At 39.1% G+C, this 15,054-nt stretch carries 14 protein-coding genes; 6 read left to right on the top strand and 8 right to left on the bottom strand.

Features of this window, described 5'->3' with window-relative positions; genetic code table 11:
• Nucleotides 1-23: 23 nt before the first annotated feature.
• From noc to rpmH, 8 genes are all read right to left on the bottom strand, one after another.
• Entirely contained in the window at nucleotides 24-869 is an 846-nt protein-coding gene (gene noc / locus J2S78_RS00215; protein ID WP_306895169.1) for a nucleoid occlusion protein, read from the bottom strand.
• A gap of 139 nt (nucleotides 870-1,008) precedes the next feature.
• Nucleotides 1,009-1,725 carry a 16S rRNA (guanine(527)-N(7))-methyltransferase RsmG gene (gene rsmG / locus J2S78_RS00210; protein WP_306895167.1) on the bottom strand — a complete coding sequence of 239 codons (717 nt, stop codon included), beginning with the start codon at nucleotides 1,723-1,725 and terminating at the stop codon, nucleotides 1,009-1,011.
• 74 nt (nucleotides 1,726-1,799) lie between these two features.
• Complete coding sequence (mnmG, locus tag J2S78_RS00205; RefSeq protein WP_306895165.1) at nucleotides 1,800-3,689, bottom strand: tRNA uridine-5-carboxymethylaminomethyl(34) synthesis enzyme MnmG; 1,890 nt, start codon at nucleotides 3,687-3,689, stop codon at nucleotides 1,800-1,802.
• Between the two features lie 16 nt (nucleotides 3,690-3,705).
• Entirely contained in the window at nucleotides 3,706-5,085 is a 1,380-nt protein-coding gene (gene mnmE / locus J2S78_RS00200; RefSeq protein WP_306895163.1) for a tRNA uridine-5-carboxymethylaminomethyl(34) synthesis GTPase MnmE, read from the bottom strand.
• Between the two features lie 572 nt (nucleotides 5,086-5,657).
• The gene (gene jag / locus J2S78_RS00195) at nucleotides 5,658-6,278 is read right to left on the bottom strand and encodes an RNA-binding cell elongation regulator Jag/EloR (RefSeq protein ID WP_306895161.1); all 621 of its coding nucleotides are present in this window, start codon (nucleotides 6,276-6,278) and stop codon (nucleotides 5,658-5,660) included.
• Nucleotides 6,275-7,051 (bottom strand): YidC family membrane integrase SpoIIIJ, encoded by a 777-nt coding sequence (spoIIIJ, locus tag J2S78_RS00190; RefSeq protein ID WP_306895159.1) that lies wholly within the window; start codon nucleotides 7,049-7,051, stop codon nucleotides 6,275-6,277. Before spoIIIJ ends, jag begins: the two co-directional genes overlap by 4 nt.
• Before the next feature lie 126 nt (nucleotides 7,052-7,177).
• Nucleotides 7,178-7,543 carry a ribonuclease P protein component gene (rnpA, locus tag J2S78_RS00185; protein WP_306895157.1) on the bottom strand — a complete coding sequence of 122 codons (366 nt, stop codon included), beginning with the start codon at nucleotides 7,541-7,543 and terminating at the stop codon, nucleotides 7,178-7,180.
• A gap of 142 nt (nucleotides 7,544-7,685) precedes the next feature.
• Nucleotides 7,686-7,823, bottom strand: a complete 138-nt coding sequence (rpmH, locus tag J2S78_RS00180; RefSeq protein WP_125561845.1) for a 50S ribosomal protein L34 — start codon at nucleotides 7,821-7,823, stop codon at nucleotides 7,686-7,688.
• A gap of 606 nt (nucleotides 7,824-8,429) precedes the next feature.
• Between rpmH and dnaA the strand changes: the two genes are divergently transcribed.
• From dnaA to gyrB, 6 genes are all read left to right on the top strand, one after another.
• Nucleotides 8,430-9,782, top strand: a complete 1,353-nt coding sequence (gene dnaA / locus J2S78_RS00175) for a chromosomal replication initiator protein DnaA (protein WP_306895153.1) — start codon at nucleotides 8,430-8,432, stop codon at nucleotides 9,780-9,782.
• Nucleotides 9,783-9,937: 155 nt separating this feature from the next.
• On the top strand, nucleotides 9,938-11,080 hold the full coding sequence (gene dnaN / locus J2S78_RS00170; RefSeq protein WP_306895151.1) for a DNA polymerase III subunit beta: 1,143 nt from the start codon (nucleotides 9,938-9,940) through the stop codon (nucleotides 11,078-11,080).
• Nucleotides 11,081-11,361: 281 nt separating this feature from the next.
• Entirely contained in the window at nucleotides 11,362-11,589 is a 228-nt protein-coding gene (yaaA, locus tag J2S78_RS00165; RefSeq protein ID WP_306895149.1) for a S4 domain-containing protein YaaA, read from the top strand.
• Between the two features lie 9 nt (nucleotides 11,590-11,598).
• Nucleotides 11,599-12,720: a DNA replication/repair protein RecF gene (recF, locus tag J2S78_RS00160; protein ID WP_306895145.1), complete on the top strand. Its 1,122-nt coding sequence runs from the start codon at nucleotides 11,599-11,601 to the stop codon at nucleotides 12,718-12,720.
• 10 nt (nucleotides 12,721-12,730) lie between these two features.
• Entirely contained in the window at nucleotides 12,731-13,012 is a 282-nt protein-coding gene (remB, locus tag J2S78_RS00155) for an extracellular matrix regulator RemB (RefSeq protein WP_125561835.1), read from the top strand.
• Between the two features lie 97 nt (nucleotides 13,013-13,109).
• Nucleotides 13,110-15,047: a DNA topoisomerase (ATP-hydrolyzing) subunit B gene (gene gyrB / locus J2S78_RS00150; RefSeq protein ID WP_370871491.1), complete on the top strand. Its 1,938-nt coding sequence runs from the start codon at nucleotides 13,110-13,112 to the stop codon at nucleotides 15,045-15,047.
• Nucleotides 15,048-15,054: the final 7 nt, after the last annotated feature.

Genomic DNA, 15,054 nt, shown 5'->3' with positions numbered 1-15,054 from the left:
TAATCTACCATTTCACCGGTAGATTATTTCTTCGGTATCCGAATAGTGAATTGATAATAATCTTCATGATCTTCTTCATCCGTATCGATATTCAAGCCGCTTTTTTCCACCATATCAACAGATTGCCGAATCGTATTCATCGCAAGACGCGTATCTTTCGAATAGTGTTTACGGGTTGGCTTAGGCTTTTTCGGTTTTTCCTCTGTATGATGTTTAATTAGCTGTTCTGTCTGCTTTACGTTTAGCTCTCGTTTCAATACTTCTTGTAAAATAAATTCTTGCTTTTCCGTATCTTTTACAGCGAGAAGCGCTCGAGCATGTCTTTCTGTTATTTGTTTATCCTTCAATGCTTGCTGGGTCGTTTCGTTTAAATATAATAGTCTTAATTTATTGGCAACAGTTGACTGGCCCTTCCCTAATCGCTGCGCTAAGCTTTCCTGAGTGAGTCCGTGCAGTTCCAACAATTTCGAATAAGCGGATGCTTCCTCAATAGCTGTTAACTCTTCTCTCTGAAGGTTTTCAATCAGAGCCACCGAAGCTGTTTGTGTATCATTAAAATTTTTAATAATTGCCGGAATCTCTTTCATGCCTAAACTTAATACTGCACGCCAGCGACGTTCTCCAGCTATAATCTCAAAAGACCCTTCCCTTTCGCGCACAGTAATAGGCTGCAAAAGCCCGTGAGTACGAATTGATTGTGCAAGCTCCGCAATCTTTTCCTCTTGGAAAATAGTCCGCGGTTGAAATGGATTGGCCGTTATTTTTTCAATAGGCAGATGCTTGATTTCGTCTTCCAAATAAACGTCATTTTCTTCTTGGCCTTCTTGTTGATCCCCCAGACCAAACCATTTTTGAAGCGATTGCTTCATTGCCTGACACCACCTTACTAGAAACTACAATCTATCTATATACGTTCTGTAAAATAGGATAACATACCTTCAAATATCCTCATTCTTTCTTTTATCTCATTCTATTTTACCATGCTTATATCGAGTGTCCACTACAAGCCTATAAAAGAGGTTTTTTTGCGGGAGTCCCTGCTTTTCTAGGATATTTTCGAGGGGTTGCGTCTACTTTTTCCATCGTTAGAATATACCGTTCACTTTCTTCATTTGGAAGTGTTAAGGCATGAGGAGAAAGCCATCTTCCGCCAATTGTTCGGCACGCTTTTCCCGCTTCTTTTTTTTCGTTTATGCCATTCGATCCTTTTAATGCCATAAAAACTCCGTCTTTTTTCACAAAAGGTAAACAGAGCTCCGTAAGTACCGGCATTTTTGCGACGGCACGAGCAATCGCGATATCATATTGCTCACGGTGAGAAGTATCGTGTGCAACGTCTTCGGCGCGTCCGTGGACAAACGAAACGTTATCTACGTTCAGTTCCTCGACAAGGCTTTCCAAAAAAGCAATTCTTTTTTTCAAAGAATCTACAATAACAATATGTAAATGAGGATAACAAATTTTTATCGGAAGGCTTGGAAAACCTGCGCCTGCCCCTATATCAATAATAGAATTATCTTTTTGAAAATCGTGAAAAAAAGTAGCGCTCAAGGAGTCGTAAAAATGTTTCTCATATACATCGTCTCTGTCGGTCAAACTCGTTAAGTTCACTTTCTTATTCCAATCTACCAACATTCTATAATATAAATCAAATTGATAAGACTGCTTCTCTGTCAAATGTATCCCTTGATGATGAAGCCAGTCCTCAAATGGATGGTCCTTCATTACTTAACCACCTTTTTTTATAAGTATGAAAACAGCTCCAGAAAGAATAAACCTGGAGCTGTCGTAATTAACATTTATGCTTCTGCTGTTTTTGCCAATTTTCCCTGCTCGATATACACTAGTAAAATGGAAATATCAGAAGGATTCACTCCGGAAACCCGGGAAGCTTGCCCTACCGAAATCGGCTTTACCTCGGATAGCTTTTGTATCGCTTCACTTGCCAAACCGGAAATCTGCGTATAATCAATATTTTGAGGTATCTTCTTTTCTTCCATTTTTTCCATACGTTCTACTTGTTCTAGTTGTTTTGCAATATATCCTTCATATTTCGTTTGAATTTCTACTTGTTCCCCAACATCAGGCGAAACAGATGCACCACCAGGAGCAAATGGAATAACATCATCATATCCTAATTCAGGTCGTTTCAACAGATGGGCCGCTGATACAGCTTCTTTCATCGGAGAAGATTCTTTTGACTCGAGCATTTGCTGCAACTCATCACTAGGTTTAATAATGGTATTTTCCAATCGTTCTTTTTCTTTAGCGATCGATTCTTTTTTACGAGTGAATCGCTCATAGCGATCCTCTTTAACAATGCCGATATCGTGTCCTATCTCCGTTAGACGCAAATCAGCATTATCGTGACGGAGTAGCAAACGATATTCCGCACGAGATGTTAGCAAACGATAAGGTTCATCTGTTCCTTTTGTAACGAGGTCATCAATCAATACTCCGATATAGGCATCCGAGCGATTTAAGATGACGCCCTCTTTGTTTTGTGCTTTACGAGCAGCATTTATTCCAGCCATAATTCCTTGACCAGCTGCTTCTTCGTAACCAGACGTTCCGTTAATTTGACCCGCAGTAAACAGGTTTTCTACTTTCTTCGTTTCCAACGTCGGCCAAAGCTGAGTTGGAACAATTGCATCATATTCTATAGCATACCCCGGACGCATCATCCGCACATTTTCAAGACCTGGAATGGTTTTAAGCATTTTAAACTGCACATCTTCGGGAAGACTCGTCGATAAACCTTGGACATACACTTCCGAAGTATTTCTACCTTCTGGTTCAAGAAATATTTGATGTTTTGGTTTATCATGGAAACGTACAATTTTATCTTCAATCGAAGGACAATAGCGTGGGCCTGTTCCTTCGATCATTCCAGAATACATAGGAGAACGAGTTAAATTATCATTAATTAGCGAATGAGTATCTTCTCCTGTATACGTAAGCCAGCACGGCAATTGATCGGTGATATATTTTGTCGTTTCATAAGAGAAAGCCCGTGGTTTTTCGTCTCCCGGCTGTTCTTCTGTTTGATCATAATCAATGCTGTTTCCGTTCACACGTGGCGGTGTACCTGTTTTAAACCTTTCCATTTCAAATCCAAGGGATTGGAGGCTGTGGGAAAGATTAATCGACGGCTGCATGTTGTTTGGGCCGCTCTCATACGCGAGATCCCCTAGAATAATTTTTCCGCGTAAATACGTTCCTGTCGTCACAACCACCGTTTTTCCGCGATAAGCGGCACCTGTATTAGTGATAATACCTTTACAAACGCCGTCCTCTACAATCAATTCTTCTACTAATCCTTGACGCAGAACAAGATTTTCTTCTTCTTCCAACGTATTTTTCATTTCATTTTGATACAAAAACTTATCTGCTTGCGCTCTTAAAGCTCGAACGGCAGGGCCTTTTCTTGTATTTAGCATCCGCATTTGAATATGGGTCTTATCAATATTTCTCGCCATTTCCCCGCCTAGCGCATCAATTTCCCGCACAACAATTCCTTTTGCCGGGCCGCCTACAGACGGGTTACAAGGCATAAACGCTACAGAATCTAAATTCAGTGTTAACATCAACGTTTTCGAACCCATTCGAGCAGCTGCTAATCCAGCTTCCACTCCTGCGTGTCCAGCGCCAACGACAATAACGTCATAATCTCCGCCTTCGTATTGCATGTGTTTAACCTCCTTTTTATTTTCCTAAACAGAACTGAGAAAACAATTGATCAATCAGGCTTTCATGAACATTGTCACCAACAATTTCTCCTAATTGTTCCCAAGCTCTCGTAATATCAATCTGAATCATATCTACCGGCACTTCCATTTCGGCTGCTTCTAAAGCGTCATTAACAGAACGTTTCGCTTGATTTAATAAACCGATGTGGCGGGCATTGGATAAATAACTTAAATCCGCTGTTTCTACACCTTCTTCAAAAAACAGATGAGAAATACTTTTTTCTAGCTCATCAATTCCTTCATCTTGCAATAAAGAAGCTTGGATAATCGGCCGTCCTGAAGCCAATTCCTTTATTCTGTCTACTTCCACTTCTCTATTCAAATCTGTTTTATTTAATATAATAACCGCATTCATATCTTCAATGGCTTGAAAGAGCGCTTCATCTTCCTTTGTTAGTTCTTCAGCACTATTAATGACCAAGAGAATAAGTTCGGCTTCATCCAATACTTGACGGGAGCGTTCTACCCCGATTTTTTCTACGATATCTTCCGTTTCTCTTATTCCTGCTGTATCAATTAAGCGAAGCGGCACCCCGCGAATGTTAACATATTCCTCAAGCACATCCCGTGTCGTACCGGGAACTTCTGTCACGATTGCTTTATTTTCATGAACAAGACTGTTCATTAGCGACGATTTTCCGACATTGGGACGTCCAATGATCGCTGTTGCTAAGCCTTCTCGAAGAATTTTCCCTTGTTTCGCAGTTTCCAGAAGATTATCTATTTCATCCCGAACACTACCAGCTCGTTCCGTCAACGTATCGAGGGTCATCGTTTCTGCATCATCATATTCTGGATAATCGATATTAACCTCGACATTCGCAACTGTTTCCAGAAGTTGTTGGCGTAAACGCCGAATTCTCTCAGAAAGCCGCCCTTCCATTTGTTTCATGGCCACATTCATTGCCCGGTCTGTTTTCGCACGGATCAAATCCATAACGCCTTCAGCTTGCGATAGGTCGATACGACCATTGAGAAAAGCCCGCTTCGTGAACTCACCTGGTTCTGCCAGTCTCGCACCTTGACTAAGAACAAGATCCAGTACTTTATTGACTGACACTAAGCCTCCATGACAATTAATCTCAACAACGTCTTCCCGGGTAAATGTTTTAGGGGCACGAAGGACAGAAACCATGACCTCTTCGACTGTTTCTTCTGTTTCCGGGTTTTGGATATGACCATAATGAATCGTATGCGTATCAACATTGGCCAACTGCTGTTTCCCTTTATACATTATATCTGCAATCGACAAAGCATCATCTCCACTAAGTCGAACGATGGCAATAGCACCCTCTCCAGAAGGGGTAGATATAGCTGCTATCGTGTCAAATTCCATCCTTCTCCCCCTCCTTCTTTTCATCTATTTTAAAGTATATATTTTTGTTTCCCTAACATAATAGAATATCATAAAGCTCCTATCAGGGAAAGGATTCAAGTTATGCACATGTTAATAACTAAATCATCATAACAATTATACTACCCGTTGTCACTTGTCCACAACTTAATAAAAAAACTTCCAATAACCTCCCGCGGTGGATGATAAAAAGTGCAAGCGCCCTGGATGGTGGAAGCCACTTCCTGTGGTAGTGGACGGACATTTGTTCCGTTATCTTGGTTGGAAAAGGAATAATGGAAGGGTGCGCGGACATCCGTTCAGCTAAAGACGGTTTCACGGGGCAGAACTCAAGGTTTTTATGCGATTAACGGAACAGACGTCCGATACATGGTTAAAAATGAGGAAAACGAGTCGAATAACGGATTAAATGTCGCCCAGTTTCTCTACTCTTCGTATCTGCTAGTGACAAACCGCCGTGCGCCATTCAAACCACTGCCTGCTTTAATTCTCTAAAAAAACACCTGCCGCAGCAGGTGTTTTCTTAAGTAAAGTTTTCGGTTAACGATTAAATTTTATTTCGGTGCGATAACTACATAACGATGAGGGTCTGTCCCATCTGAATACGTTTGGACATCATTATTTTTCTGAAGAGCAGCATGAATGATTTTTCTTTCCCTTGAAACCATTGGTTCTAAAAAGACCTTTTCTCCAGTCCGTTTTGCTTTTAAAGCCAGCCGATCCGCCAACTGTTCTAACGCTTCCCGGCGTCTTTTTCGGTAATCTTCTGCATCTAATATGATACGATAATACCGATCAGTATAGCGATTTGCCGCTAAATTAACAAGATATTGAAGAGAGTCCAGCGTTTTACCACGTTTTCCTATCATTACTCCCAAATCGTCGCCAGTTAATGATAGTATTGTTTCTTTCCCTGTTTCTTGGGTTTTCACTTCAACATTGACACCCATATCGGCGATGACTTGTTGAAGAAAATGCAATCCTTCTGCTACTGGGTCTATCTTTAATGATGCTTCCAAAACCGCTTCTCTTGAGCCAATTATCCCCAAAAAGCCTTTCGACGGCTCTTCGACTACCTTAAAATCAATATCTTCTTTTGTTGTTGCATTCAATTCGTCTAACGCTTTTGTTATCGCTGCTTCCACCGTTTTTCCCGAAACCTTTACTGTTTTCACTTTTTATTCTCTCCCCCCGATTTGGCTTCTGCTTTCGCATCTGCTCTTCGTCTTGCTCCGGGTCCCGTAATAAAATACGTCTGAATAATCATGAATAAGTTACCTACTACCCAATATAAGGCAAGGGCAGAAGGGAAAAAGAACGCAAAACCTGTAATCATAAATGGCATCATGTACATCAAAATTTTCATTTGAGGATTGTCGGAAACCATCATCATTTTTTGCTGAACAAACGTTGTGATACCAGCAATCAATGGCAGTATATAATCGGGTTCTCCCAATTGAAACCATAGAAAGTTATGATTACCGATCGCTTCGGTACGCATAATGGCGTGATAAAAAGCAATCAAAATCGGCATTTGGATGAATATCGGCAAACATCCCGCCAACGGATTGATTTTATGCTGCTGGAATAACTCCATTGTTTCTTTCTGAAGTTTTTGCTGCGTCTGTTGATCTTTCGCACTGTACTTTTCTCTTAACTTCTGCATTTCCGGCTGAATTTCCTGCATAGCGCGCGTACTTTTTGTCTGCTTAATCATTAACGGTAAAATCGCTGTTCTCAAAATAACCGTTACAATAATAATAGCCAGACCATAATCTTCTCCCGTGGCTTCTGCTATCTTTATAATTAACCACGAAAGAGGATAAACAAATATAGAGTTCCAAATCCCCTCACTGTCTTCTGTGATTGGTTGTTCAATATCCATACATCCTGTCATTAACAGCATTATGACAAAGAGCATTACCGTTAAGCCTATTTTCTTGTGCACAAGAGTTTCCTCCTTGGAAAAGTTTAACCGTTACATTATTTGTTCATGTTAAGCGTATGATAACGCTGACACATTTTGAAGTAACCCTTATTTATTTTAGCGGAGAGTGAGGAAGAAATAAAGGAATCATTTTTGTTTATAAGGCTTTTTATGTTTTTTTAGTACTCCAGCTACGTTCATAACGTGTTTCATGCTCTTTTTAATTTCTTCATAATTCATCTGCGTAACTGGCTTCCTCGCTATAACAATGTAATCCTTTCCTTCTTGCAGCTGGTCGCTCATCTCTCTTATTACTTCTCTTAATAAACGTTTAATACGGTTTCTAGTCACCGCATTCCCCATCTTTTTACTAACGGTCAGGCCTGCGCGAAAATGAGATTGCTCTGGTTTATTCAGCACATAAATAACAAATTGGCGATTGGCCGACGATTTGCCTTTCTCAAAAACACGGCTGAACTCGTGATTTTTCTTTATCTTATACTTTTTCTCCAACCCAGGCCCTCCATTCCCTATCCGTCTGTATGTAAATATAAAACTTCGTTTTTCAACAAAGTTTTACCGTAACATTCTTTATTATACCAATTACTTTTATACGCCCCACAGTGGAAAAAAGACCACTGTTAGAGCAGTGGTCTTAAGCAGATATTACTTTTCTTCCTTTACGGCGGCGGCTCTTAAGAACCTGACGACCATTTTTTGTACTCATACGCTCACGAAAACCATGTACCTTTTTCCGTTTACGATTATTAGGCGTAAATGTTGGTTTACCCATTTTATCTGCACCTCCTTCGAGGAATATCTTTTCATGGACATTCCCGTAAATTATATAGAGGATGCCTTCTTTTTGTCAACCTCGTCTCCTGTGCGATTTTAAACACAACTCGTTTTTAACATGTGGATAACTATTAACGGGAACAGCAACAATTTTCGACAATGTTATCTACAACTTACACACATAATCTAGTGGTGTTGATAATTCTTTTGCACAAGGTATTGATTGTGTGGATAACCTTTTCAAAAGCCGTTGTCTTCAGTATTTATTTTTGATATGATATATTTGTTTTTACTCTGGATAACTAATTATAGGTTGTCCTTTATCCACACATGTTGATAGGGGTGTGGATAAGATTCCACAAGGAGTGGATATATTTATACACAATGTTGTGAACAATGTGCATAAGCCGTATTTTTACTATATTATAGTTTATTCGACATTTATGCACAAAATTTGTTGGGAAAAACAAGTCGTTCCCATTATAAAAAACTAAACACATGTGTTATCACTGTGAAGGCTTCCATCTGCATATCAAGAGAGTTGGAGGCCTTTCTTGCCTTTTATGTTCATACCAGGGAGGCTTAGGAAAAGGAGGGAATAATCATGGAAAACATTACGGATTTATGGAATCAAACCCTATCGGTTATACAAAAAAAAGTAAGCAAACCTAGCTTTGAAACGTGGCTCAAATCAACCAAAGCCACAGAACTTCAAGACGATACCATTATCATTACAGCCCCCAATGAATTTGCACGAGACTGGCTTGAAAACCGCTATTCCACGCTTATATCTGACACATTGCAAGATATAACAGGGGCAGAATTATATGTTAAATTTATTATTCCTGACACAGAGGAACAAAACGATATTTCTGTAGAACAAGAAGTAAAAAAGACTCCGGTTCCATCGGAGAATCAATCCGATGATATTCCCAAAAGTATGTTGAATGATAAATATTCTTTTAATACGTTTGTCATTGGGTCAGGTAACCGTTTTGCTCATGCTGCTTCATTAGCTGTTGCAGAAGCACCAGCCAAAGCATACAATCCACTTTTCATTTATGGGGGAGTAGGTCTTGGCAAGACTCACTTAATGCATGCGATTGGTCATTATGTGATTGATCATAACCCTGAAGCACGGGTTGTTTATCTTTCTTCTGAAAAATTTACAAATGAATTCATTAATTCTATTCGAGACAACAAAGCTGTTAATTTTCGCAATAAATATCGAAGCGTAGATGTATTGTTAATTGATGATATTCAGTTTTTAGCAGGAAAAGAACAAACACAAGAAGAATTTTTTCATACGTTCAATGCTTTACACGAAGAAAGCAAACAAATCGTTATCTCTAGTGATCGGCCTCCTAAGGAAATACCAACCCTTGAAGATAGACTTCGTTCTAGATTCGAATGGGGACTTATTACTGACATTACGCCACCGGATCTCGAGACTAGAATTGCTATTTTACGCAAAAAAGCAAAGGCTGAAAAATTGGATATTCCAAATGAAGTCATGCTTTATATTGCCAATCAAATAGACACAAATATTCGGGAGTTAGAAGGTGCTTTAATCAGAGTTGTTGCTTATTCTTCTCTTATTAACCAAGATATGAATGCCGATCTTGCAGCAGAAGCTCTTAAAGATATCATTCCAAGCTCTAAACCTAAAAAAGTCACGATAGCAGATATTCAAAAAACTGTATCTGAGCAGTTCAACGTTCAAATTCAAGAATTAAAAGCAAAGAAACGAACAAAAACTATTGCATTTGCAAGACAGGTCGCTATGTATCTATCTAGAGAAATGACAGAATCATCCCTCCCTAAAATTGGTGATGAATTTGGCGGAAGAGATCATACGACCGTTATTCATGCCCATGAAAAGATTACTACAATGTTGAATACCGACACAGAATTACAAAAAAACTTACAAAATGTTATCGACAAGTTAAAAACATGATGTGTAGAACTGGTAATATTTATACACAGGTTTTCCACATGTTGATAACCCGTGACAATCGGCTTAATTTATATTTATCCACAGTTTGCACATAGCCTACTACTATTACTACTATTAATTATTAATAATATAATATATATAAAGGGAGATGACGTATGCATTTTGTCATTCAACGCGAACAATTTGTTCATAGTGTGCAGCACGTTAATAAAGCTGTATCTTCAAGGACAACAATCCCCATTCTGACAGGCATAAAAATAGACACTTCATCAGAAGGGGTAACATTAACAGGGAGTGATTCAGACATTTCGATTGAATCATTTATACCTAAAACCGATGAAGAAAATGAATACGTAGATATAAAAGAAACCGGCAGTATTGTACTCCAGGCAAGATTTTTTGCTGATATTGTAAAAAAACTACCTGGTGATGAAATTGAAATCTCCGTTCAAGATCAATTTGCGACAACGCTGCGTTCTGGATCTGTTGTGTTTAATCTAAATGGTTTGGACCCGGAAGAATATCCGCGTTTACCAAAGCTAGAAGAAAATCAAACCTTTTCTTTACCACAAAACCTATTAAAAGATATGATCCGCCAAACTGTCTTTGCGGTGTCCACTCAGGAAACACGCCCCGTCTTGACAGGTGTAAACTTTGAGAACGACAAAGAGCAGTTAACCTGTACTGCAACAGATAGTCACCGCCTTGCCATGCGGACGGTCGCAACAGAAACAGACAACGATGAGCTATCTATATCAAATGTGGTCATTCCAGGAAAAAGTTTGAGTGAGTTAAGGCAAATTCTTGAAGATACAAATGACCACGTACAAATTGTTGTAACGGACAGTCAAGTTTTATTTAAATTTAAACACTTGTTATTTTTCTCGAGATTGTTAGACGGTAAATATCCGGTAACAAACAATATGATCCCAGAACAATCCAAAACGACGATGGAACTTTCAACAAAAGATTTATTACATTCTTTAGAAAGAGCTTTGTTATTATCAAAAGAAGCAAAGAATAATGTAATTAATTTCAAGACGTTGGAAGGTTCAGTTATTGAAATTAATTCGGTATCAGCAGAAGTTGGAAAAGTAACAGAGAAAATAACGTGTCAATCGTTGGAGGGAGAAGACTTAAGAATATCGTTTAACGGTAAAAATATTATCGATGCATTAAAGGTTATTGATAGTGAGTTTGTGCATATCACTTTTACTGGAGCCATGAGTCCGTTTGTGATTAGACCAGGAGATCATAACCAAATGCTCCATTTATTTTCTCCAGTGCGAACGTATTAAACGAAAATTTTTTCAACGATACTAGCCTCCGGGTTCGAGATACCCGGGGGTTTTTTATAGGATATATGCATTTATAACGGTTTTCTTTTCTGTTCCTATTGGCGATATCCATATAGTTTAGTAAAATAGAAAGTGTGTCCATAATATGTTCGAAGATATTAACAACAATATAATTAAATAAATGTCGGCTTAAATCATAGAACCCGCCTAACCAGCACAATATTTCTGAAAATCCACTGTCGGTAGGTAAGTGATGCGGCTAGTGCAGGAGGTAATGAAGGATGAGTAGTCAAACAATCACTATAGAAACAGAGTTCATCACGTTAGGACAGCTTTTACAGGAAGCAGGAATAATTGATTCTGGCGGAATGGCAAAATGGTTTTTGTCAGAATTTGAGGTATTGGTGAACGGAGAACTTGAACAAAGGCGGGGCAAAAAACTATACCATGGAGCCGAAATCGAAATTGAGGAAACCGGAAGTATTACGGTTTTTTCAAATAAGCACTAGAGGGATATTGTGCATATAAAAGAACTTCGTCTTAAACAATTCCGCAATTATGATGCAATTAATCTGGATGTTGAAAATAAAGTCAACGTCATTCTTGGAGAAAATGCCCAAGGGAAAACAAACATGATGGAAGCTGTCTATGTTCTTGCATTTGCAAAATCTCATCGTACTTCCAAAGACAAAGAGTTAATGCAATGGGATCAGGACTTTGCAAGAATAGAAGCTGAAATAGAAAGAAAGCACGGTCCATTATCACTTGAAGTGATTGTTTCGAACAAAGGAAAAAAAACAAAAGTAAACGGCTTGGAACAGCAAAAATTAAGTGAATATATAGGGACGTGTAACGTTGTAATGTTTGCTCCGGAGGATCTTAACTTGGTAAAGGGCGGTCCTCATATGAGACGAAGATTTATCGACATGGAAATCGGTCAAATCAGTTCCGTCTATCTTTATGATTTAATGATGTATCAACGGGTGTTAAAACAACGCAATCAACTATTGAAAAATATGTTTCCGGTTCCTGATCAAGAGCAAGAAGTGATGTTAGACGTACTGACAGAGCAATTAGCACAAGCAGCAGCAAAGGTTATAAGCAAAAGGTTCTCCTTTTTACAATTACTTCAAAACTGGGCAAAAGATATACATCACCAAATCACAACTGGAAATGAAGAGCTTCGACTAACATACGCCCCCACGGCTGAGGTATCAGAAGACATGGAATTGTCGAAGATAGAGGAGAATGTGAAACTTAAGTTTCAACAGACGAGGCAAAACGAGATACGGCGGGGCGTTTCATTAAGTGGGCCGCACCGAGATGAGTTAACTCTAAAAATCAACGACAAAGAAGTACAAACGTACGGTTCACAAGGGCAGCAACGCACAGCAGCGTTATCATTAAAATTGGCAGAGATTGAATTAATAAACGACAACATCGGGGAATACCCGATTTTATTATTGGATGACGTTCTTTCAGAATTAGATCATCATAGACAGTCCCATTTATTAAATACAATACAGGGTAAAGTCCAGACATTTGTGACAACCACAAGTGTCCATGGCATAGAGCACGATACGTTAAAGCAAGCTTCCACATTTATAGCGGAAGCCGGCACATTGAAGCAAATGAAATGAGGTGGAACGAATGTTTATTCACTTAGGCGGAGATACCGTAATTCGTTCGAAAGATGTTATAACCATCGTCGATCAGGATACGCATGATTCTTCAAGTATAACGCAGCAATTTTTAGCTTCACGAGAAGAAAGCGATATCGAACGCATTTCATCTGAACAAACCAAATCTGTAGTTGTCACAACAGAAAAGATATATTTATCGCCCATTTCAACCTTAACGTTAAAACGCCGAGCGCAAGTGGTGTCAGATTATGACAATTATAACGAAGAAACGGAACAACCGAACGAATAATAGAAACAAAAGCGCACGTGCCGCATTTTTAACTATATTTTATAAATATTTAACGTAAATCAAATGACGAGATACGACTTTAAAAACGGTACTCGTGATGGAAGCGAAGGTGAAGAAATTGTCAGTAGAACAATACTCATACGACGAAAACCAAATTCAAGTATTAGAAGGTCTCGAAGCCGTAAGAAAACGACCGGGAATGTATATTGGAACAACAAGCAGCCGCGGTCTTCATCATCTTGTTTGGGAGATTGTCGATAACAGCATTGACGAAGCAATGGGCGGATATTGTGATCAAATCTTTATAACCGTAGAACAGGATAATAGTATTACAGTCCAAGATAATGGACGAGGGGTCCCTGTTGGTATCCAAAAGAAAATGGGAAGACCTGCAGTAGAAGTTATTATGACTGTTCTCCACGCTGGAGGTAAGTTTGGCGGAGGCGGTTATAAGGTTTCCGGAGGTCTACACGGTGTAGGTGCTTCTGTTGTGAACGCTCTGTCTGAAATGCTTGAAATTGAAATTCATAGAGACGGAGAAGTCTATTATCAAAATTATGAACGAGGTGTACCACAGCAAGATGTCCAAACGATTGGTACAACCGAAAAAAGCGGAACTAAAATTCATTTTAAACCAGATGGTTTGATTTTTGATGATATTACAGAGTTTGATTATGATACACTTTCTACGAGATTGCGGGAACTTGCCTTTTTAAACAAAGGACTTCGGATATCGTTTGAGGATAAGCGTGAGGAAGATATTGAAACAATTGAATACTTTTATGAAGGTGGCATTGCATCTTTTGTAGAATATTTAAACCGCCAAAAAGATCCTCTTCATGAACCGCCGATTTTTATAGAAGGCGAAAGAGATGAGATTCAAGTAGAAATAGCTTTGCAATATAATACGACGTTCACTAGTAATATGTACTCCTTTGCGAACAATATTAATACCCATGAGGGTGGTTCGCACGAATCCGGTTTTAAAACAGGTCTCACTCGAGTGATTAATGATTATGCCCGTAAGCACAGTTTATTTAAAGAAAATGATCCTAATTTAATCGGGGATGATGTGCGCGAAGGACTTACGGCTATAATATCTGCTAAAATTCCTGACCCTCAGTTTGAAGGTCAGACCAAAACAAAGCTTGGGAATAGCGAAGTGCGTACAGTGACAGATTCACTGTTTACAGAGTATTTTTCTCGGTTTATGGCTGAAAACCCTGATACGGCCAAACAAATCGTCGAAAAAGGATTGATGGCATCAAGAGCAAGAGATGCAGCCAAAAAGGCAAGGGAGTTAACCAGACGGAAAAATGCGCTTGAAGTCAGTTCCCTTCCAGGTAAATTAGCGGATTGTTCTTCTAATGACCCTTCTATTAGTGAAATTTATATCGTAGAGGGTGATTCAGCAGGGGGTTCCGCAAAACAGGGGAGAGACCGTCATTTCCAAGCGATTTTGCCATTAAGAGGGAAAATTTTAAATGTCGAAAAAGCTAGATTAGACAAGATATTAGCCAATAATGAGATTCGCACAATTATTACAGCACTTGGAACAGGGATTGGCGATGAGTTTGATATCGAAAAAGCAAGGTATCATCGAGTTATTATTATGACAGATGCTGATGTCGATGGTGCTCATATTCGTACATTGCTTTTAACATTTTTCTACCGCTTTATGCGTCCGCTGATTGAAAGTGGCTATGTGTACATTGCACAACCGCCTTTATATAAAATAACCCAAGGAAAAACGGTACGTTATGCTTACGTAGAAAATGAGTTAAATCAAGTTCTTTCTGAACTGCCTGAACAGCCAAAACCAGGATACCAACGTTACAAGGGGCTTGGGGAAATGAATCCAACGCAGCTTTGGGAGACGACAATGGATCCAGAAGCAAGATCTGTGCTGCAGGTTAACTTAGAAGATGCGATGAAAGCAGATGAGATTTTTGAAACGTTAATGGGGGACCGCGTGGAACCACGACGTGACTTCATTCAGGAAAACGCACATTATGTGCAGAATTTAGACGTGTAAAACAGCG

Origin of the sequence: Salibacterium salarium (assembly GCF_030813635.1) — a bacterium.
Classification (GTDB): Bacteria; Bacillota; Bacilli; order Bacillales; family Marinococcaceae; genus Salibacterium; species Salibacterium salarium.
This window is presented reverse-complemented; position numbering and strand designations above follow the sequence as displayed.